The 20,287-nt window shown below is 73.8% G+C and carries 12 protein-coding genes and 1 pseudogene; 7 read left to right on the top strand and 6 right to left on the bottom strand.

Translation table 11 applies throughout. The features are described from left to right. Positions 1–175: 175 nt before the first annotated feature. Both IE273_RS42145 and IE273_RS42140 read left to right on the top strand, forming a co-directional pair. Positions 176–670 carry a hypothetical protein gene (locus tag IE273_RS42145; RefSeq protein WP_189820400.1) on the top strand — a complete coding sequence of 165 codons (495 nt, stop codon included), beginning with the start codon at positions 176–178 and terminating at the stop codon, positions 668–670. Between the two features lie 172 nt (positions 671–842). After that, complete coding sequence (locus IE273_RS42140) at positions 843–1,406, top strand: cysteine hydrolase family protein (RefSeq protein WP_189820399.1); 564 nt, start codon at positions 843–845, stop codon at positions 1,404–1,406. A 230-nt stretch (positions 1,407–1,636) separates the two neighbouring features. Here the strand turns inward: IE273_RS42140 and IE273_RS44520 are convergent. Then, positions 1,637–1,858, bottom strand: a pseudogene (locus IE273_RS44520) (IS21-like element helper ATPase IstB); the annotation flags it as partial. Positions 1,859–1,880: 22 nt separating this feature from the next. Then, the gene (locus IE273_RS44870; protein WP_268257550.1) at positions 1,881–2,015 is read right to left on the bottom strand and encodes a hypothetical protein; all 135 of its coding nucleotides are present in this window, start codon (positions 2,013–2,015) and stop codon (positions 1,881–1,883) included. Positions 2,016–2,490: 475 nt separating this feature from the next. On the opposite strand from IE273_RS44870, the gene IE273_RS42135 reads away from it, so the two are divergent. The 4 genes from IE273_RS42135 (at position 2,491) to IE273_RS42120 (ending at position 7,377) form a co-directional block, all read left to right on the top strand. After that, the gene (locus IE273_RS42135) at positions 2,491–3,084 is read left to right on the top strand and encodes a MarR family winged helix-turn-helix transcriptional regulator (RefSeq protein WP_373309503.1); all 594 of its coding nucleotides are present in this window, start codon (positions 2,491–2,493) and stop codon (positions 3,082–3,084) included. A gap of 224 nt (positions 3,085–3,308) precedes the next feature. Next, complete coding sequence (locus IE273_RS42130) at positions 3,309–5,441, top strand: MMPL family transporter (protein WP_189820398.1); 2,133 nt, start codon at positions 3,309–3,311, stop codon at positions 5,439–5,441. 153 nt (positions 5,442–5,594) lie between these two features. Continuing rightward, positions 5,595–6,182 (top strand): RNA polymerase sigma factor, encoded by a 588-nt coding sequence (locus IE273_RS42125; protein ID WP_189820397.1) that lies wholly within the window; start codon positions 5,595–5,597, stop codon positions 6,180–6,182. A gap of 178 nt (positions 6,183–6,360) precedes the next feature. After that, a complete protein-coding gene (locus IE273_RS42120) occupies positions 6,361–7,377 on the top strand; it encodes a MerR family transcriptional regulator (RefSeq protein ID WP_373309502.1) in 1,017 nt (338 codons plus the stop codon). Positions 7,378–7,903: 526 nt separating this feature from the next. On the opposite strand, the gene IE273_RS42115 is transcribed toward IE273_RS42120, so the two are convergent. The 4 genes from IE273_RS42115 to IE273_RS42100 form a co-directional block, all read right to left on the bottom strand. Further along, a complete protein-coding gene (locus IE273_RS42115; RefSeq protein WP_189820396.1) occupies positions 7,904–8,281 on the bottom strand; it encodes a toxin Doc in 378 nt (125 codons plus the stop codon). Then, positions 8,281–8,520, bottom strand: coding sequence for a hypothetical protein (locus tag IE273_RS42110; protein ID WP_189820395.1), 240 nt, complete (start codon positions 8,518–8,520; stop codon positions 8,281–8,283). Before IE273_RS42110 ends, IE273_RS42115 begins: the two co-directional genes overlap by 1 nt. Positions 8,521–8,881: 361 nt before the next feature. Then, on the bottom strand, positions 8,882–10,057 hold the full coding sequence (locus tag IE273_RS42105; protein WP_189820394.1) for a hydroxymethylglutaryl-CoA synthase: 1,176 nt from the start codon (positions 10,055–10,057) through the stop codon (positions 8,882–8,884). 17 nt (positions 10,058–10,074) lie between these two features. Beyond that, positions 10,075–10,857 (bottom strand): thioesterase II family protein, encoded by a 783-nt coding sequence (locus tag IE273_RS42100; RefSeq protein ID WP_189820393.1) that lies wholly within the window; start codon positions 10,855–10,857, stop codon positions 10,075–10,077. A 267-nt stretch (positions 10,858–11,124) separates the two neighbouring features. Here IE273_RS42100 and IE273_RS42095 point away from each other — a divergent pair. Next, positions 11,125–20,287: type I polyketide synthase (locus IE273_RS42095; protein ID WP_189820392.1), on the top strand; the 9,163-nt coding region annotated here is incomplete at its 3' end.

Raw genomic sequence — 20,287 nt, 5'->3', positions numbered from 1 at the left:
GCAGCCCTGTGCTGCTGCAAGCGACTCGTCCGCCTCACCACATAGGACACGGTCTAAGACCTGTTCTGCGTGATGGGGCGGTTCGCTCAGCCCGGTGACGTTCCCGTGCCTTACGGCCGATCGTGAGGCTCTGTCGGTCGGGCCAAGATCGGCCGACAACGGCAACCAGCCCACGGTGGAGGTCAGCTACCTGCTCGACGGCACCGACGGTGTGCGTCTCTACGGCAACGGCAACGACCATACAGTGGTCAACAACTACTTCGGCGGACTGTCGGGCCGGGCCCTCATCGACAGCGGCACCACCCGCGGCCACTCTGGCGAAACGACTGAGGACAGGACTCCGAGGGATGTTCCGGCTGTCGGCGGGCAGCCCCGCGATCAGGCGATGGGCCTGTTCCTGGACGACGGCATCGACGGCCACTCGCGCGGCAGCACCCGTGGCCGCACCAGGTGCTCGCCCACCCCCACGGTGGTGCGGCTACCGGTGCGCACCGGGTGCGCAGTGCACCGCGTGAGGCCTGATCCGGTGTCAGGGGTGCACGGGACGGATCAGGTACGGCATCAAGCTCTCCTCACGATGGCCACCGCGCGATCCGTGGCGTCGTCCTCGCATGCTCGGCCCGCTGATCGGGCTGCTGGCTTCGCACCTGACGGGCGATACTGCGCATGACCGAGTTGGGACAGCACTTGGTGATCACAGGGCGAGAAGACGTCGATGAGAACTGACAACGGTCACGGGCGCACTGCGGCGTGACGCTGATGAGGATCTCCGAAACCTCCGCCGCGGCTCGGTTGATCCACCAGACTTGCTCTTGTTTCCCAGTGGAGAAGGGACGGCAAGCATGGCGAACAGCGCACTTCTGGTGATGGACGTCCAACGGGACGTCGTGGCCATTGCCGACGACGGTTCCGGATATCTGCGGCGTCTGCGCGGGGCGATCGACGGTGCCCGGGCTGCCGGCATCCCCGTGATCTACGTGGTGATGGGATTACGGCCGGGCGATCCGGAAGTCAGCCCTCGCAACAAGGTGATGACAAATGTCCTGCGGGCCGGCCTGTTCACCGAAGGGGCCCCTGGCACAGAGATCCATCACGATGTCGCGCCCCAGCAGGGCGACGTGGTGGTCACCAAGAGGCGGGGGAGCGCGTTCTCGGGCAGTGACCTCGACTTGGTACTCAGGGCTCGCGATATCGACAGCCTTGTTCTCACCGGCATCGCCACCAGCGCTGTAGTGCTGTCCACCTTGTGGCGCGCCATCGACCTGGACTTCGGCCTCACCGTCCTGGCGGACGCCTGCCTCGACACCGACCCCGAGGTGCACCGGATGCTCACCGACAGGCTGTTCCCGCAGTGGGCAGATGTCTTCACCGTCGAGGACTGGCTCAAAGCCATCGCACCTCAATAACGTGAGGCCGTCCGCAACCTCGCGTGCGGGGCAAGACGGCATCGACTCCCGCCTGCAGTGTGAGGCATTAGGAGTCGGTGTCGGCCTGGATCAGATTGCCGGCTCTGCGCGGCCATCGTGGACCGGCTGACCTTCGTCGGGGTCGGTCAAGGTCTTGGTCCAGCCGCTGAGAATCTCGTTCGAGGAGACGGACGACTGGACGACCACTGGATCGGCGTTCGGCTTCGCCTCCTCTCACGCGGGAAGGCGACACCCTTGATCCGCCGTTCCGAACGGTGGCGAGTCCGATCCACGCACTGAGCCATCACCAGTTCGGCGAGGAAGCCGCGGTACGACCCCCGGTTGCGGGCGGCGGCCTCGCCCAACTCGGGGAACTGAGCTCGGACAGTGCGCAGCCGCAGCATGCGGCAGCCTGCCTGGTCTACGGCAGCTTCGGCGGCCTGTTCGGTCAGCCCGCGGTGTGTTTGAACGTCGTCATGACCCGTCCCCCTCGGCGGCGAAACGGTCCGGCCGCCGTGGTTGCGGCAGCTGGTCGTAGGTCGCGACCGACGGCAGCGGCCGGGTGTCGGGCGGCAGCTGGGCCGGCAGCCCTTCGGTCAGGAACGTCACCCTCGCCCCGTCCCGCCCCGGATCCGCCGTAGTCGGCGGGGCTCCGTCGGCCTCAGCGGCCTTGCGAGCCTCCAGCACGGACGAACGGCACTGCCGCCAGGGTCATACGAACCCCGTGCGAGCCTTCGCGATCCGTCCGCCGCGCTCGCCCCGAGCACCGACGCCGCGCGACAAGGGCCCGTCGGTCCCCGGCTGGTCCGATACCGCGCGCTTCAATACGCGCCCAGCGGCCCAAGCGAACGTAAGGAGCGGACGCTTCCGAAGCCGCAGGGACCGGATGCGTCGTGCCCGGCGCGCGAAGGGGGTGAGGCATCGGCATGTCGGCGAGGCCGAGAGAGTGCGACCACCGGGCCGGTGAACGGACGCCGTCACTCCGATCAGTGGCACCCCGGCATCGCCGTCGCCGGCCGCGCCGAGCCCCGGGGGAGGGGGCGTCCGCTACGGTGACCCGCGAGTGCCCCGGTAGGATGCGCCGGTGAACACGGAGTCGAGCGCAGGGCGCCGATCGCGGCGGCGCGCAGGAGCCGCGGCGGGCCCGAACGCCACTGCCGGTGACTCGCACGCCACGGCCGCCGGTCAGCCCGCCGCCGACGCCTCCACGGGCGACCTCCCCGTCTTTCCGGGGGACCTGTCGGCCTTCGCGGTCCAGTTGCGCCGCATGCACGGTGAGGTCGGGCGGGTCATCCATCAGTACGCGGCCCGCCGTAACCTGCACGCCACCGACGTGCAGGCGCTGGCCGCCATCCTCGACGCGCCCGAGCCGATGACCCCCAGCAGGCTGCGTGCGGTCCTCGGCCTCACCTCGGGCGCCGTCACGGCCTGCATCGACAGGCTGGAGCGCGCCGGGCAGGTCCGCCGGGTCCGCGAGGACGCCGACCGCCGGGTGGTGCACCTCCACTACGCCGCCGACGCCCGCGCGGCCGCCCGTACCCATTTCCGGCCCCTGGCCGACGCCCTGCGCCAGGCCGGAGCGGACTTCGACGCGGATGAGCTGTCCACGGCCCTCAGGTTCCTGACCGCGCTGAACGACGCACTCGCCCAGGTCTCCGGGGAGTCCGCCGGCCGCTGAGGCGCCTTGGCGTCCCAAGTGCGGCCGGCACCCACGCCGGACGACAGGCACCCACGCCGGAAAGCAGCACGCGCACTGGAAGGCCGCCACCCGCACTGGAAGGCCGGCACCCGCATCCGTTCCGCTGGCGCACAGGGAAGCACCGGTGACACTGTCTTGAGGTTGACATTACTCAATGATTGAGATTGTTTACCATCGAGCTTTCCGCCGCTCCAAGGAGTCACATGACGCCCCCGCACCCCCGAACCCGTGGCCTCGTCCCGCTGGCCCTGATCGCCGTATGGCTGGTGGTCGGGGCGCTGCTGGGGCCCTTCGCCGGACGGCTCGGCGAGGTGGCCACCAACGACCAGGCCGCCTTCCTGCCCCGTAGCGCCGAGTCCACCCGGGTCCTTCGGGAGCAGACCGCCTTCCGGCAGCGCGAGACCCTGCCGGTCATCGTGGTGTGGACCGCCGACGGCGGGGGGCCCGTCACCTCACGGCAACGGCCGGCCACCGAGGCGGTGGCCGCGCTCACCCGCGTGCCCGGCTCGGCCGGATCGCCTTCCCCCGCCCTGCCCTCGCAGGACCGCGCCGCGCTCCAGGCCGTCGTGCCGCTGCGCCCGGATCTGGGCGACCGGCTCGCCTCCACGCTCGAACGGGTACGGGCGGCGGCCGAGAAGGTGCCCGGCACCCGGGTGCAGCTCGCCGGGCCGGCCGCGACCCAGGCCGACCTGGCGGACGCCTTCTCCGGCATCGACGGGGTGCTGCTCGCGGTCGCCCTGGCCGCCGTCCTGGTCATCCTGCTGCTGGTCTACCGCTCCCTGCTGCTGCCGCTCGTCGTCATCGCCGGCGCGGTGTTCGCCCTCGGGGTGGCCTGCGCGGTCGTGTACACGCTGGCCGACCACGGCCTGGTGCGCGTCGACGGGCAGGTTCAGGGCATCCTGTCGATCCTCGTCATCGGCGCCGCGACGGACTACGCGTTGTTGGTGACCGCACGCTGCCGGGAGGAACTGGCCGGTGGCCGGGACCGGCACGACGCCGCCCGCGCCGCTCGGCGCCGCTCTGCCCCGGCCGTCCTGGCCAGCGCGGGCACCGTCGCCCTGGGGCTGATCGCGCTGCTGCTGAGCGACCTCACCAACAACCGGGCCCTCGGACCGGTCGGCGCCGTAGGGATCGTCTGCGCCGCCCTGAGCGCACTCACCTTCCTGCCGGCCGTCCTCGCCCTCCTCGGCCGCCGCGCGTACTGGCCCGCCAAGCCCGCCGGCGGAACCGGTGCGGCCGGAGTGTGGCAGCGCGCCGCCCGCCTGGTCGACCGGGCGCCACGCCGGGTGTGGGCGCTCGCCCTGACCGGACTGCTGGTCTGCTCGGCGGGCGCCCTCACGCTGGACTCGCGGGGCGTGCCGCTGGACGAGACGTTCGTACGGCACGTGCCGTCCGTGGCCGCCCAGCAGACCCTGGCCCGGCATTTCCCGGCCGGCGCCGGCACCCCCGTGGTGATCATCGCCGACGCCGCCGCAGCCTCCCGGGTGGAACGCGCCGTACGCGACACTCCCGGCATCGCGGCGGTGACCGCGACCGGCGCCGAGGGTCGCCCGACCGACGAGCCGCGTGCCGTGGACGGCCGAGTGAGGTGGGAGGCGACCGCGAAGGCGGCTCCCGACACACAGGCCGCCCGCGACACCGTGGCCCGGCTGCGCGCCGGACTGCACGCGCTCCCCGGCGCGAACGCCCTGGTCGGCGGCTACACCGCGCAGCAGTACGACACCCTGCGCGCCGCCGAACGTGACCGCGCCGTCATCGTCCCGGTGGTGCTCGCCGTCATCCTCGCCATCCTCGTGCTGCTGCTGCGCTCCGTCGCCGTGCCCGTCCTGCTGGTGCTGACCGTCGCCCTGAACTTCACGGCGACACTCGGGGTGGCGGCGCTGGTCTTCGGCGGTCTGTTCCATTTCAGTGGCACTGATCCGTCGGTGCCGCTGTACGGATTCGTCTTCCTGGTCGCCCTCGGTGTCGACTACAACATCTTCCTGATGTCCCGGGTCCGCGAGGAGACGCTGCGGCACGGCACCCGCGAGGGCGTCGGGCGGGGGCTCGTCACCACCGGCGGCGTCATCACCTCCGCCGGAGTCGTGCTCGCCGCGACCTTCGCCGCGCTCGGCGTGATCCCGTTGGCGTTCCTGGTGCAGATCGCCTTCATCGTCGCCTTCGGCGTGCTGCTCGACACCCTGGTGGTGCGCTCCCTGCTGGTGCCGGCGCTCGTACGGGACGCCGGGGACCGGGTGTGGTGGCCCACCCGGCCCGGCGCCGGGGAGCGGGACAGCCGTCCACCGGCTCCGGGCGGGCGCCCCCCGGCCGTCCTCCGGCGGGAAGACGGCGCCTGACGGGCGCCGCTCCGGTGCCGTTCCGGCGGCGTTCCGGCGGGACGGGACAGGGCGGCGGCGATCCGATGCAGACCCGATGCGAGTTGCCGCCCCGGGGCTCCCGGACGGACCGTGGCCGCAAGGCGTCGAGCCACCCCGGAAGGAGCAGGCCACATGACGGCACTTGCTGTGACCGAAGCCGAGTCCATGCCCATACCGTCCCCGGAGGACGATCTGGCCTCTCGTTTCGCGGCCGGGGACGAGGGCGGCATGGAGGCGGTCTACCGCCGCTGGTTTCCTCTCGTCCTGTCACTGGCGCGGCAGTCGCTGGGCGACGGCGCGGAGGCCGAGGACGTCACCCAGACGGTGTTCCTCGCTGCCTGGCGCGGACGCCACGGCTATCGACCGGGCCGTGGCCCGTTGCCCGCCTGGCTCGTGGGCATCGCCCGCCGCAAGATCGCCGACGCCCTGTCCGCCCGCACCCGGCGCACGGACACCGCCGCCGCGGCGGCGCGGGAGTCGCACCGCCCACCGGAGCCGTCGTACGCGCAGGAGGAGGTCCTGAACCGCGTGGACGTCACCCGCGAACTGCGCCGCCTCCCCGAGGCCCAGCGGAGGGTGCTGTGCCTGGCCTTCTACGGTGACCTGACGCAGACGCAGATCGCCCACGTCACCGGCTGGCCGCTGGGCACGGTCAAGAGTCACGCCCGGCGCGGCCTGCTGCGCCTGGGCCGGAGCCTGGTCGAGGAGGTCACGGAATGAGCCCGCCGAACGGGCGGTGCGCAGGACGACGGACGACGGGCAGGGGCACCGGGCAGCGCCTCCGGGCCCGCCGGCCGGCGCGGATGCCGGCGGCTTCCCCACGCCGCACGCGCCTGTACCTGTCGCCGGTCACGTCCGCGCGGGCCCCGGCGCGCGAACACCGGGAGGACAGGAACACTTGACCACCGTGGAACCCGACGCGCAGTCTCCCGCCGCATCCCCTGCCGTACCGGGCGATGCCGGTCTGACCACCGGTGTGCTCGCCCGACGCCTCGGCGTGTCGCCCATGACCCTGCGTTCGTGGGACCGCCGCTACGGCATCGGACCGACCGCGCGCACCGAGGGCGGACACCGTCGCTGGACGGCGGCGGACGTGGCCACGGTTGAGGAGATGTGCCGGCTGACGGCGACCGGCATCCCGCCGGCCGACGCCGCCCGCGCCGCCCGCGCCGCCCGTGCGGCTGCCGCAGGGCCGCCTTCCGGGAGCGAAGCCGTCACCGCTCCGCCGCCCGCGGGGCGCTCGCGGGCCGCCGGCGCGCTGCCCCTCGGCGATGTGCGCCAGGAGTGCCGCGGCCTCGCACGCGCCGCCGTACGGCTGGACGCCCCCGCGCTGGAGAAGCAGCTCGCCGCCGCCGTCGAACGCCACGGCCTCGTGGTCGCCTGGCAGGAGGTGATGGTTCCCACCCTGCACGCCGTAGGACGCCGCTGGGCCTCCTCCGACGACCAGTACGTCGAGGTGGAACACCTGCTCGCCTGGCACGTCTCCACAGTGTTGCGCCGCAGCACGCCGCCCGCCGCCCCTGTGACTCCCCCCGGAGCAGGCTGCGTGCTGCTGGCCTGCGTCCCCGGCGAACAGCACACCCTGCCCCTGGAGGCGCTGCACGCGGCGCTCGGTCGTGAGGGGCTGCCGGTGCGCATGCTGGGAGCCGCTGTTCCCGTCGAGGCACTGGACGCGGCGGTGCGCCGGCTCGGCCCGGTCGCCGTCGTGCTGTGGGCCCAGGAGAGCACGCGGGCGGCCCCGGCCCTGGCCCGGCACGTGGCCGGGCTGCGCTGGGGCATGAAGGGGACGCGGCGCGGCCCGGCGGTGCTGCTGGGCGGTCCCGGCTGGAGTCGGACCCAGCCCCCCGTCGGCCTCAGACCGGCCGGGCTGGCGCAGGCGGTGGAGGCGCTGCGGGCGCTGTACACCGCCGGGTGAACCGACCCACACGCCCCCGTCCTTGCGCCCACCGCCGGCTGCCCTCGGCGGGCGAAGCGCGCCGCGCGCCGAACGAACGAGGCCGCCGGCCGCCGGACCCCGGCGCGACCCGATGCCCGGGCCGGCGGCAGCCGCCCGCTTCCCTCACGGCGCTTCCCGCGCGCCGCCGCTCCTCTTCCAGGCCGCCGAGACGGCTTGGACCCCGCACCGCGCGGCGCATGCGGGCGTTGCCGGACGGCAGCCGCCGATGCCGGTGCAGGAAGGCCCAGTAACCGGCGGTGTACGAGCAGGCGCGCGGGCCGGTGCGCCCGGTCGGCCGGTAGGAGCGGCCCTCGCACAGGTCGCTCGTGCGGTGGATGCGGGCGCCGCCCGACGTGTACGGCTCGATGGTCATCCGGCCGCCGAAAGGAGCAGGTCGGCTCGTGTTCCACGAGCCCCCAGGTCGGTCCGCGCCGTAACCCCCGAGGGCACTCTCCCGCGAACGCTCAACGCCGCCGGTCCGCCGTGCGACGCGGCGCGTCTGGATTCAGATGCGCCAGGAGCGCAGGGCCTCGGCGACGGCGTAGACGCTCAGCCGGGTGTCGCGGACCTTTTTGACGAGGTCGGACAGGGCGCCGTACGGGGGGTCGATGCCTTCGCCGGACTGATCCATGTACTGGGCGGCCACGAAGGCGGCGAAGAGGCTGTTGCGGTGGGGGAGTGGTTCCAGGCGCACGAGCGTGTGCAGGAGCGCGGCTGCCCGCCAGGCGGTGTCCGGGTCGGAGGCCTCAAGCGTCGGCATCCGGGTCTTGTGCCGGGCGACGGCCGCCACCAGCGCGGAGTAGTCGGTCACGGTCACGTCTTCGTGCCCGAGGGCGGCCTCCTGGACGTCGAGGAGCCAGGAGACGTCGATGTGCAGCACCATCAGGCAGCCGCAGCACCGTCGCCGCGCTGAGCGGGCGGGATCTCCTCGGGGAAGGCCTCGTCGAACTCCCCGCGCAGCTTGTCGGCCCAGGCGGTGGCGCCGGCGACGAACCGCTTGCGGTGCATCTCGCGTACGCCGAGGTCGTGCAGATACTGCTTGAGGCTCTTGCCCTCGGCGGCGGCGGCGGCGCGCACACCTTCCATCTCCTCGTCGGAGAAGGACACGTTCAGTGATGGCATGACCCGATGGTACCTAGTTGGTACCACGCTTCTCAAGGCAGGTGAGCGAGCCCTGAGCAGGCAGACCATGAGCTGCGTCTGGATCCGGTCAAGGGGGCATCGGGGACGCGGCGGCCGGGACGATGGCACCGGAGCCGTGCGTGGCTGGGGTGCCTCAGGAGGGCGGCGCAGACCCGCGTGTGATCAACGCGGCCGTCCCGGCCGGCGCGGTGGCCGGAACCCGGTACGCCGCACCCCACACGACCCGCTGGACGGCGAGCGCGGCCCGAAGCCGTCCGCAGACGCACGGGACTGACCGCCGGCGGTCACACCCCACGGGGGTGAGGGGCGTACCGCCGGTGAAAGGGTCACGCGGTAGTCCTCAGCGCCTCTCGTATATGCGCTTGTGGCCGCGCAGCGCCGCCAGCCGGAAGGCCCCGGTGGTCTGCTGCGGAACGGGGTGGTCGCCGCCGTCGGTCGGCAAGGACCGCTCGTGCAACTCGCGGTAGGCGGCGTAGTCGAGAGTCCGGCGCCGGTCGATCGCCTCGCGGTGCGCCGAGGTCCGCAGGTGCTCACGGTAGCCGGGAACAACGGTTCCGGCGAAGAACTCGGCGACGCTGCCGGAGCCGTAGCTGAGGAAGCCGACGGGCCGGCCGGCCAGGTCGTCCGCATGGTCGAGCAGCGCGGCGAGGCCGAGGTACGCCGACGCCGTGTAGCTGTTGCCGATGACCCTGTTGTAGGCCGTGGTCCGCTCGACGGCTCGCCCGATCCGAGCTTCGTCGGTGTCGTACCCGCAGGTGTTCAGCAGGTGTCGGTGCGCCTTGTAGGCCATCTTCGTGAACGGCTGGTGGTAGCAGAACGCGGTGAACTCGTCGAGCGAACGGCCGCCCTGCTCCGTGTAGTCCTTCCAGGCACTCTCCACCGCCTGTAGATACACGGTGATGGACTCCTCCCCGTCGACCAGCGCGGCGTCCCGGTAGTTCGGCCGCCAGAAGTCCATGACGTCGACGGTGAACAGGCCCGACGGTTCCTCGATGCGGACCAGCGCGGGGTCCGCGGCGACCAGCATGGCCACCGCCGCCGCGCCCTGGGTCGCCTCACCGGGGCTGTCCAGGTCGTACTTGGAGATGTCGCTCGCCACCACGAGGACCTGCTGCCGACGATCACGCAGCACGAGGCCGATGGCGAACTGCAGGGCCGCCGTGCCCCCGTAGCAGGCCTGCTTCAGCTCGACGACCCTGGTGGCCGACGGCAGCCCAAGCAGTGAATGGACGTACACGCCGGCCGACTTGGCCTGGTCGATCGACGACTCCGTCGCGAACACGACCGTCCGGATCCGGTCGGCGCCGTGCCGGGCGACGATCGGCGCGGCGGCGACCGCGCCCATCGTCACGACGTCCTCGTCGGCGGCGGGCACGCTCATCGACTGCTGGCCTATGCCCACATGGTATTTGCCGATCTCGGTGCCGTTGTGACCGGCGAGCGTCGCGTGTGGCAGGACGAACTCGGTCGTCGCACATGACAGATCGTGAATTCCTATGGCGCAATCGCTGGGCATGCTCTCTGCACCGACCTTTACTGTCTTGTTGTCGTGTTCCTGCGGGTGATGTGGGACAGACGGTCGATGAGCGCGGCCGTCACCTCTTCGCTCCGGTCCACGAGATAGAAGTGGCCGCCCGGAAAGACGAGCGACTCGAACGAGGCGGTGGTGTGGTCGCGCCAGGCATCGACGTCCGGGGACGAGACCTTCGGGTCGGTCCGGCCGTTGAACGCGGTCACGGGGCAGCTCAGGGGCGGGCCGGGCAGGTAGCGGTAGTCCTCCACCATCCGGTAGTCCGCCCGCATGACCGGCAGGGCGAGCCACATCAGCTCCTCGTCGGCGAAGACGCGCGGGTCCGTGCCGCCCAGCCCGCGCATCTGCTGGAGCAGGGTGGCATCGTCCAGCCGTGGGCCGAACTCCCGCCTGTGCCGGGACGGCGCACCGCGTCCCGACACGAACAGGGCGACCGGGGGACGGCCTGCGGCTTCCAGCCGGCGGGCCGTCTCGAAGGCCACCATCGCGCCCAGACTGTGCCCGAAGAGGACGTACGTGCGGTCGGTCCAGGGCGTCAGCTCGGTGACGAGCACTTCGGCCAGTGCGGTCAGGTCCGTCATCGGGGGTTCCGTCCGGCGCTCCAGGCGTCCGGGGTACTGCACCGCGAGGACGTCGATGTCCGGGGCCAGCCGCCGGGCCAGGCCGCCGTAGAAGGTCGCCGAGCCGCCCGCGTGCGGCAGGCACACCAGCCGGACCGGCGCCTCCGGAGCGGGCACGTACCGCCGTATCCACGACGAGGCGAGCGATGATTCGCGCGGGGACATGCCCCTCCTTGGGGTGGTCGTCGCCGCTCACTGTAGAAACGGCCGGATCCGGCGCACATCCCTCGCCCTGGTAGCCGCAGGTCCGGGCCCGGCGATCTCCTACCAGGCTGAGGGATGTTCGGGGGCGGGGGCCGTCCTAGCCTCCAGGAGGACCGAGCCGAAGGGTCGCGCCTGCGCACCTCCTTCGTGCGCCGCGACACATCGTGAAGGCCGGCGGCCCGCTGCGCCGCCGGCGGACCAGCCGCTCCGTGAAAGGACGTGCGACACGTGCGTGCTGACTTGATCGAAGTCCTGCCCGTCATCCTCAGGAGGAACGCGGTCCGCTTCGCGGGCAAGGTCGCCTTCTCGGACTGCCGGCGGGCGGTCACCTACGATCAGTTGGAGGAGCGGACGCGTCGGCTGGCCGGGCATCTGACCGGACTCGGCGTGCGGCGCGGCGATCGGGTGGCGATCTGCCTGCGCAACTGCGTCTCCATGGTGGAGAGTTACCTGGCCATCGTCCGGGCCGGCGGTGTCGCGGTCCCGCTCAATCCGGCGTCCACCACGACTGAGTTGGACTGGCTGCTGGCCGACAGCGGCGCCGTCGCGGTCGTCACCGACGCCGTGCACGCGCCGGACCTCCTGCGGCCGTCCCCGTCGGCATCCGCCGTCTCGGTGCTGGTGACGGGCGCGAACCCGGCGCCGGAGGGCACCCGTTCCTTCGAAGAGCTGGCCGTCACCGAGCCCGCCACGCCCGCGCCGGACGATCTCGGCCTGGACGACCCGGCGTGGATGTTCTACACGTCGGGAACGACCGGAAGGCCGAAGGGGGTGCTGTCCACCCAGCGCAACTGCCTGTGGTCCGTGGCCTCTTCCTACGTGCCGATACCGGGACTCTCGCCGGAGGACCGGGTGCTGTGGCCGCTGCCGCTGTTCCACAGCCTCTCCCACATCGCGTGCGTGCTGTCGGTGACCGTGGTCGGGGCGAGCGCCCACCTCATGGACGGCGCCTCCGCGGAGGACGTCCTGGCGGCACTGCGCGCCCGCCGGTCGACCTTCCTGGCCGGCGTGCCCACCACCTACCACTACCTGGTCGAGACGATGCGCCGGCAGCCGTTCTCGCTGCCGGACCTGAGGATCGGCCTGGTCGGCGGCGCGGTCGCCGACTCCGAGCTGTGCCGCGCGTTCCGCGAGAGCTTCGGCACACCCCTGGTGGACGCGTACGGCAGCACGGAGACGTGCGGGGCCATCACCATGAACCCGCCCGACGGCATGCGGGTCGACGGCTCCTGCGGGCTGCCGGTGCCCGGAGTCGAGGTCCGCCTCGTCGATCCCGACACCGGCGCCGACGTCCCCACCGGGCGTGAGGGCGAGGTCTGGGTCAGTGGCCCGAACGTCATGCTCGGCTACCACGGCCGGCCCGAGGAGACGGCCGCGGCGACGAGGGACGGCTGGTACCGCACCGGCGACCTGGCCCGGCGCGACGAGCACGGCTACTTCACCGTCTGCGGCCGCATATCGGACCTGGTGATCAGGGGCGGTGAGAACCTGCACCCGGAGGAGGTCGAGACGGTGCTGCGCGCGGCGCCGGGCGTGGCCGACGCCGGTGTGACCGGAAGGCCGCACGACACCCTCGGAGAAGTGCCGGTCGCCTACGTCGTCCCGGCCTCCGACGAGTTGGACGTCCCGGCGCTGGTCGAGCTGTGCCGTACGCGGCTGGCGGCCTTCAAGGTGCCCGAGGAGATCTACGAGGTCGCCGCGGTCCCGCGTACCGCCTCGGGCAAGATCACGCGGCGCAGGCTCGCCGAGCAGCCCGCTGTGCTGCGGTACGCCGCGAGCGGTCACCACGACGACCTGTTCGAGGTCGACTGGGTGCGGGCCGCCGCCCCGGCCTCGGGCGCCGGTCCCGCGTCCTGGGCGATCGTGGGCCCCGGGGCCGCCGAACTGGCCGCCGCCTGGCCGGGTGGTGCCGCCCACCACACCGATCTGGCCGCGGCCGACGGCAGCGCGGAGGTGACCGTGGTCCTGCCGGCCGAGGACACCGGGCGGGATTCCGCGGTGGTGGCCCGCGCCGGCGCCCGGCAGCTCGCCGACTGGCTCGCCCGGCCGGAACCCGGCCGGGGGCGCCTGCTCGTCCTCACGCGCGGTGCCGTGCCGGCGCGCCCCGAGGACGGCGCGCCCGATCCGGCCCAGGCCGCGCTCCGGGCCGGCGCGCGCACCCTGCAGACGCGGTACCCGGGCCGGCTGGTCGTCGCCGATCTGGAGGCCGGCAGCCGGCCGGTGCCGGCCGAGCTGGCGGCGGCGCTCCGGGCGGACGAGCCGTGGCCGGTGCTGCGGTCCGGTGTGCCGTACGTGCCGAGGCTGGTGCGGGTTCCGGTGGCCGATCGGCCGCGGCGGCCCTGGCCCGGCGCGAAGGGGACCGTCGTGGTGACCGGCGCCGGAACGGTGCGCGGCGCGGCGGTCGTCCGCCACCTGGCCGAGGTCCACCAGGTCCAGCACCTGCTGCTGGTGGGCGAGGAGAGCCCCATCGGCCTGGACATCGCCGGGACGGACGCGCGGTGGTCCGCCGGGGACGAGCGGTCCCTGCGGACCGCGATCGCCGGCGTGGCCGCACCGGTGACCGCTGTGATCCACGCGGACGGCGACCTGGCTCCGGCAGCCTTCCTGGCCGTCGCCACGGCCGGACAGCCCCACCAGCGGACGTTCCTGGTGATCAACGATCCTGCCGAGCCGGTGGCCGCGCTCGGCGGCACCGGCGCACCGGACGCGACCGGCGTACCGGCCGGGACCGTTGAGACGGCCGGGACCGGTGAGGCCGGGACCGTTGAGACGGCCGGGACCGGTGAGGCGGATGATCCGGACGCGCTCGTCTCCGCCGTCCTCGCCGAAGCCGTGGCCCGCCGCCACGGTGGGTCCTTCCTCGCCTGGCCGCAGGAGGAGGCCGCCGATCCGGGCAGGGTTCGCGGCGGGCTGGCCGCCCTGGACACCCTGCTCGCCGGGGGCCGTTCGTCCCTGCTCTGCCTCCACGTACGCCGACCGGCCGCCGGCGCCGCGGTTCCACCCCTGCTGCGCGCGTTGTTCCCCGAGGCCGCCGCACAGAGCCGTCCCGACGACGCCGTCACGGCCACGCTCCACGACGAACTGGCCCGCCTCGACGAGCGGGCCCGGCGTGCCCGGTTGGAACACATGGTCATGGAGCTGACCGCGGGCGTGCTGCCCGGGGCCGCCCCGCAGGACGCCACGGCCGACCGCGCCTTCCGCGACCTCGGCCTGACCTCCGTCGCCGTGGTGGAACTGCGCAACCGGCTCGTCGAGCGCACCGGACTGCGGCTGCCCACCACCGTCACCTTCGACCACCCCACCCCGCGTGCGCTGGCCCAGCACCTGCTCGCCGAGGTGCTGGGCGGCCCCCGCCCGGTCACCGAGGCCGTCCCGGCCGCCGGGACGGACGACCCGGTGGTGATCATCGGCATGGCCTGCCGCCTGCCCGGGGGCGTCAGCAGCCCCGCGGAGCTGTGGCGGCTGGTCTGCGAGGGGCACGACGCGCTGTCGCCGTTCCCGACCGACCGCGGCTGGCGGACCGAGGACCTGTTCGACGCGGACCCCGGCCGCTTCGGCACCTCGTACGTCGACCGGGGCGGCTTCCTGGCCGACGCCGGGAAGTTCGACGCCGGCTTCTTCGGGATCTCGCCGAGGGAGGCACTGGCCATGGATCCCCAGCAGCGTCTGCTGCTGGAGACCTCGTGGGAAGCCCTGGAGCACGCCGGCATCGACGCGTCGACCCTGAAGGGCGCCGACGTGGGCGTCTTCTCCGGGGTGATGGAGCAGGAGTACGCCGCCTCCGGTGCCGTACCGGAGGCGGCCGAGGCGTTCGCCGCCGCGGGCCGCGCGGCCAGCGTGGCGTCCGGGCGCGTCAGTTACGTGTTCGGGTTCGCCGGGCCCGCGGTCACCGTGGACACGGCGTGCTCCTCCTCCCTGGTCGCGCTTCATCTGGCGGCCCAGGCCCTGCGTTCGGGGGAGTGCTCCATGGCGCTGGCCGGCGGCGCCACGGTCATGGCCACCCCCCGGACGTTCGTGGAGTTCTCCCGGCAGCGGGCGCTGGCGAGTGACGGCCGCTGCAAGTCGTTCGCCTCGGCCGCGGACGGCACCGGATGGGCCGAAGGCGCCGGCGTGCTGGTGCTGGAACGCCTCTCCGACGCCCGGCGCCACGGACACCGCGTGCTCGCGGTGCTGCGCGGCTCCGCGGTCAACCAGGACGGCGCGTCCAACGGTCTGACCGCGCCGAGCGGCCTCGCCCAGCAGCGGGTCATCAACCGGGCCCTGGCCGCGGCCGGCCTGTCCGCGGCCGACGTCGACGCGGTCGAGGCCCACGGCACCGGAACGGTGCTGGGGGACCCCGTCGAGGCCGGGGCGCTGCTCGCCACCTACGGCCAGGGACGCGATCCAGAACTTCCGCTGTGGCTCGCGTCGTTGAAGTCCAACATCGGCCACACCCAGGCCGCGGCCGGGGTGGCCGGTGTGATCAAGACGGTGCAGGCGCTGCGGCACGCGGTGCTGCCGGCCACCCGCCATGTCGACGAGCCGACGACGAAGGTCGACTGGTCGGCGGGTGCGGTGTCCCTGCTGACGGAGAACCGGCCCTGGCCGGACACCGGGCGGCCGCGCCGCGCCGGAGTCTCCGCCTTCGGTCTCAGCGGCACCAACGCCCACGTGATCCTGGAGCAGGCACCGCCCGTCCGTGCGGAGGAGCCCCCGACAGCCGGTGAGGAGTCCCCGGCAGCCGGTGAAGAGGCGCCGGCGGCACACGAGGAGGCGCCGGCGGCAAGTGCGGAGACGCCGACGGCGCCCGTTGTGGTGCCACTGGTGCTCTCCGCCCGCAGCGAAGGCGCGCTGCGGGGCCAGGCCCGGCGGCTGGCGGCCCTCCTCGAAGGCTCCGGCGACTCCTGGACGGACGTGGCCTCGGCGCTCGTCTCCCGCAGGGCCGTCCTTCAGGAGCGGGCCGTCGTCCTGGCCGGCAGCCGGGCGGAGGCGCTCGCCGCGCTGGCGGCGCTGGCCGCGGGGGAGAGCAGCCCCGCCGTGGTGCGCGGGACCGCCGCCGCGCCCGACGCGCATCGCCAGGTCGTCATGGTGTTTCCCGGCCAGGGCTCCCAGTGGACCGGCATGGGACGTGAACTGCTCGCCCACTCACCGGTGTTCGCCGAGCGGGTCGGCGCGTGCGCGCGACTGCTCGCACGGTGGGCCGACTGGTCGCTGCTCGACGTCCTGCGCGGCGACGCCGATCCGGAACTGCTGCGGCGGGTGGACGTCGTACAGCCCGCCAGTTTCGCCGTGATGGTCGGGCTGGCGGCGGTGTGGGAGTCGGTGGGGGTGCGCCCGGACGTGGTCGTCGGGCACTCGCAGGGGGAGATGGCCGCGGCCTGCGTGGCGGGCGCCCTGTCGCTGGAGGACGCGCTGCGGGTGGTCGCGCTGCGCAGCCAGGCCATCGCCGCGCAGCTGTCCGGCCGCGGCGGGATGGCCTGGGTCGCGCTGGGCGCCGACGCCGCGGCGGAACGCATCCGGCCCTGGAACGACCGGTTGGCGGTCGCGGCGGTGAACGGCACCGCCTCCGTCGTCGTGTCCGGTGCGGCGGACGCGCTGGACGAGGCGCTGACGGAGCTGGCCGACGACGGGGTGCGGGTGCGCCGGGTCGCGGTGGACTACGCCTCGCACAGCGCGCAGGTGGAGGACATCCGCGATGCGCTGCACGAGGCGCTGGGCGGGCTCGACGCCAAGGCTCCCACGGTGTCCTTCCACTCGACCGTCACCGGTGAGCCGGTCGTCGACGCGGGCGTTCTCGACGGCGAGTACTGGTGGCGGAACCTGCGCCGGCAGGTCCGGTTCGGGCCGGTCATCGGGCAGTTGCTGGACCGGGGCCACGATGTCTTCCTGGAGGTCAGCGCCCATCCGGTGCTGGTGCAGGCGGTCAGCGAGATCCTGGACGAGGCCGCCGTGCCCGCGGTGGTCACCGGGTCGCTCCGCCGGGACGACGGCGGTCCGCTGAGGCTGGCGGCCTCGATGGCCGAACTGTTCGTGCGCGGGGTGGCGGTGGACTGGACCGGCCTGCTGCCGGCCCCGGGCGCGGACTGGGTGGAGCTGCCGACGTACGCCTTCGACCGTCGGCACTACTGGCTTCGGCCGTCACCGGCGGCCGACCCGGCGTCGCTGGGGGTCGCCGACGCCGGGCATCCACTGCTGGGCGCGCTGGTCCGGATGCCCCACCCGGGCGGCGTGGTCGCCACCGCCCGGTGGTCGGCCGCGGCGCACCCCTGGCCGGCCGCGGCCGACGACCAAGTCGTCGTACCCGAGGCCGCCCTCGTGGAACTGGCCGTACGCCTCGGCGACGAGACCGGCACACCCGTCGCCGACGAGCTGACCGTCGACCGTCCGGTGACCCTGCCGCGCCAGGGCAGCCGCGTCGTCCAGGCCGTCGTCGGCGGGGCGGGCCCGGACGGGCGCAGGCCCGTCGAGGTGCACTCCCGCGCCGAGGCGGCTGCGCCGGACGGACCGTGGACCCGGCACGCGCACGGCGTCCTGGCCCCGGCCTCCGAGGCCGCGGACCTCCCCGGCCTCGGCGCCCCCTCCGAGGCCGCGCTGCCCGAGTCCGCGTCGGACGACGCTCCACGCTACGGCATCCACCCCGCGCTGCTGGACGCCGCGGTCCGCACCGCCCTGCCCGAGGACACCCGGGCCGCCCAGTGGACCGGGGTGCGGCTGCTGTCCTCCGGCGCGTCCGCGCTGCGCGTACGCTCGGGCGTCACGACACCGGTCGGCGACGGACACCGGGTGGCGGGCCTGGAACTCGTCACCCCGGCGGGCCAACCGGTCATGACCATCGACAGTCTTCGAGCGGAGCCGGTCACCGTGGACCACCGTGGACCGGCGGACCACCTCTTCGCCGTCGAGTGGGAGGAATGGAGCTGTGGGGAGCCGGCCGCCGTCGACGTCCGGCACGTCGCCACGGCCGCCGATCTCACCGCGGCGACCGGCGCGGATCTGCTGGTGTACGAGGCGCGGCCCGGGCAGCCGCGGGCGGCGGTCGGCTCGGCGCTGGCCGTGCTCCAGGCGTTCGTCGCGGCTCCGGGCGCCGATACGGCCCGGTTGGCCGTCGTGATCCCCGACAGCACCGATCCGGGCACGGCCGCCGTCGGCGGCCTGGTGCGCTCGGCCCAGTCGGAGCATCCGGGCCGGATCGTGCTGGTGGAGGCCGACGAGGCGGGCCGGGCACAGGTGCCCGCCGTCGCGAGCGGCGGCGAACCGTGGCTGCGGATCAAGGACGGGCGCACCGAGGTGCCCCGGCTGGCCAGGCTCGCCCCCACGGGTGCCGCTCGCCCGCTGGACCCGGCGGGCACGGTGCTGATCACCGGAGGCACCGGCACACTCGGCGCCCTGACCGCGCGGCACCTGGTCACCCGGCACGGCGTACGACACCTCGTCCTCGCCGGGCGGCGGGGCCCCGCGGCAGAGGGCGCCGGTGAACTGGCGGCCGAACTGACCGCTCTCGGCGCCGACGTCACGGTCGTCGCCGTCGACGTGGCCGACCGCGCCCAACTGGCCGCACTCATCGACGCGGTCCCGGCGGAGCACCCGCTCACGGCCGTCGTGCACAGCGCCGGCGTCCTCGACGACGGCGTGCTCACCGCGTTGACCCCGAGCCGCCTGGACGCGGTGTTCCGTCCCAAACTGGACGCGGCGCTCCACCTCGACGAACTGACCCGGGACCTGGACCTCGCCGCCTTCGTGCTCTTCTCGTCGGCCGCCGGGGTGCTCGGCAACCCCGGGCAGGGCAACTACGCCGCCGCCAACGCCGCGCTGGACGCGCTGGCCGCGCGGCGGCACGACCTCGGGCTGCCCGCGGTGTCCGTCGACTGGGGCTACTGGAGCCGCTCCAGCGGACTGACCCGGCACCTGGGCCGCGCCGACCTGCGGCGCAACGAGTCCATCGGCATGGCCGGGCTCTCCGACGCCGAGGGCATGGCCCAGTTCGATGCCGCGCTGCGGGCCGGCCCGCGGTCCGTCGCGGCGAAGTTCGACCCCGCCGCCCTCGCGGCAGCCGGAGCCCCGGTACCCGCCCTGCTGCGCGGCCTGGTCCCGCGGCGCCGCCCGGTCGCCCGCGCCACGGTCACGGACGGACGGCCGATCACGGCCGAGCGACTCACCGGGCTGCCGCCCGCCGAGCAGAGCGCCACCCTCCTCGAAGCGGTACGCCGGCACGCCGCCGCGGTCCTCGGCCACGCCGGACCCGAATCCGTCGGCCCCGACCGGACGTTCAAGGACGCCGGGTTCGACTCGCTGACCGCGCTGGAACTGCGCAACCGGCTGGCCGCGGAGACCGGCCTGACCCTGTCCCCGGCGATGATCTTCGACTACCCGAGGCCCGCCGCGCTCGCCGAACACCTGCGGACCGAGCTCCTGGGCGAGACGACGAGCCCCCCGGCCCCGACGCGACCGGCGGCGGCGCCCGTGGAGGAACCGATCGCCGTCGTGTCGATGGCGTGCCGCTTCCCGGCCGGGGTGCGGAGCCCGGAGGACCTGTGGCGGGTGGTGTCCGAGGGGATCGACGCGGTCGGCCCGTTTCCCGAGGACCGCGGCTGGGACACCGAAGGACTCTTCCACCCCGACCCCGACCACCCCGGCACCACCTACGTCCGCCACGGTGCCTTCCTCGACGACGCCGCCGGGTTCGACGCGGCCTTCTTCGGCATCTCGCCCAACGAGGCGCTCGCGATGGACCCGCAGCAGCGGCTGCTCCTGGAAACGGCGTGGGAGACGTTCGAGCGGGCCGGCATCGACCCCACCGAACTGGCCGGCCAGGACATCGGGGTGTTCGCCGGCATCAACAGCCACGACTGGTCGGTACGGCTGCACCAGGCCGCCGAAGTCGAGGGGTTCCGGCTGACCGGCAGCTCCGGCGGTGTCCTCTCCGGCCGGATCGCCTACCACCTCGGCCTCGCCGGCCCCGCCCTCACCGTGGACACCGCGTGCTCCTCCTCGCTGGTCGCGCTGCACCTGGCCACCCAGGCGATGCGGCTCGGCGAGTGCTCCATGGCACTCGTCGGCGGTGTGATGGTGATGGGCAGCGTCGAGACCTTCGTGGAGTTCTCCCGGCAGCGCGGCCTCGCACCCGACGGGCGCTGCAAGGCCTTCGCCGACGCCGCCGACGGCACCGGCTGGTCCGAGGGCGCAGGGCTGCTGCTCCTCGAACCCCTCTCCCGGGCCCGGCGACACGGGCATCCGGTGCTGGCCGTCGTCCGTGGCAGTGCGGTGAACTCCGACGGTGCGTCGAACGGGCTGACGGCGCCGAACGGGCCGTCGCAGCAGCGGGTGATCCGGCAGGCGCTGGCCGCCGCCGGTCTGCGGCCCTTCGAGGTGGATGCCGTGGAGGCGCATGGGACGGGCACCACGCTGGGTGATC

Origin of the sequence: Streptomyces olivaceoviridis (genome assembly GCF_014650115.1) — a bacterium.
In the GTDB taxonomy this organism is placed as follows: Bacteria; Actinomycetota; Actinomycetes; order Streptomycetales; family Streptomycetaceae; genus Streptomyces; species Streptomyces olivaceoviridis.
The sequence above is the reverse complement of the archived record's forward strand: the minus strand, read 5'-3'. Positions and strand labels throughout refer to the sequence as shown.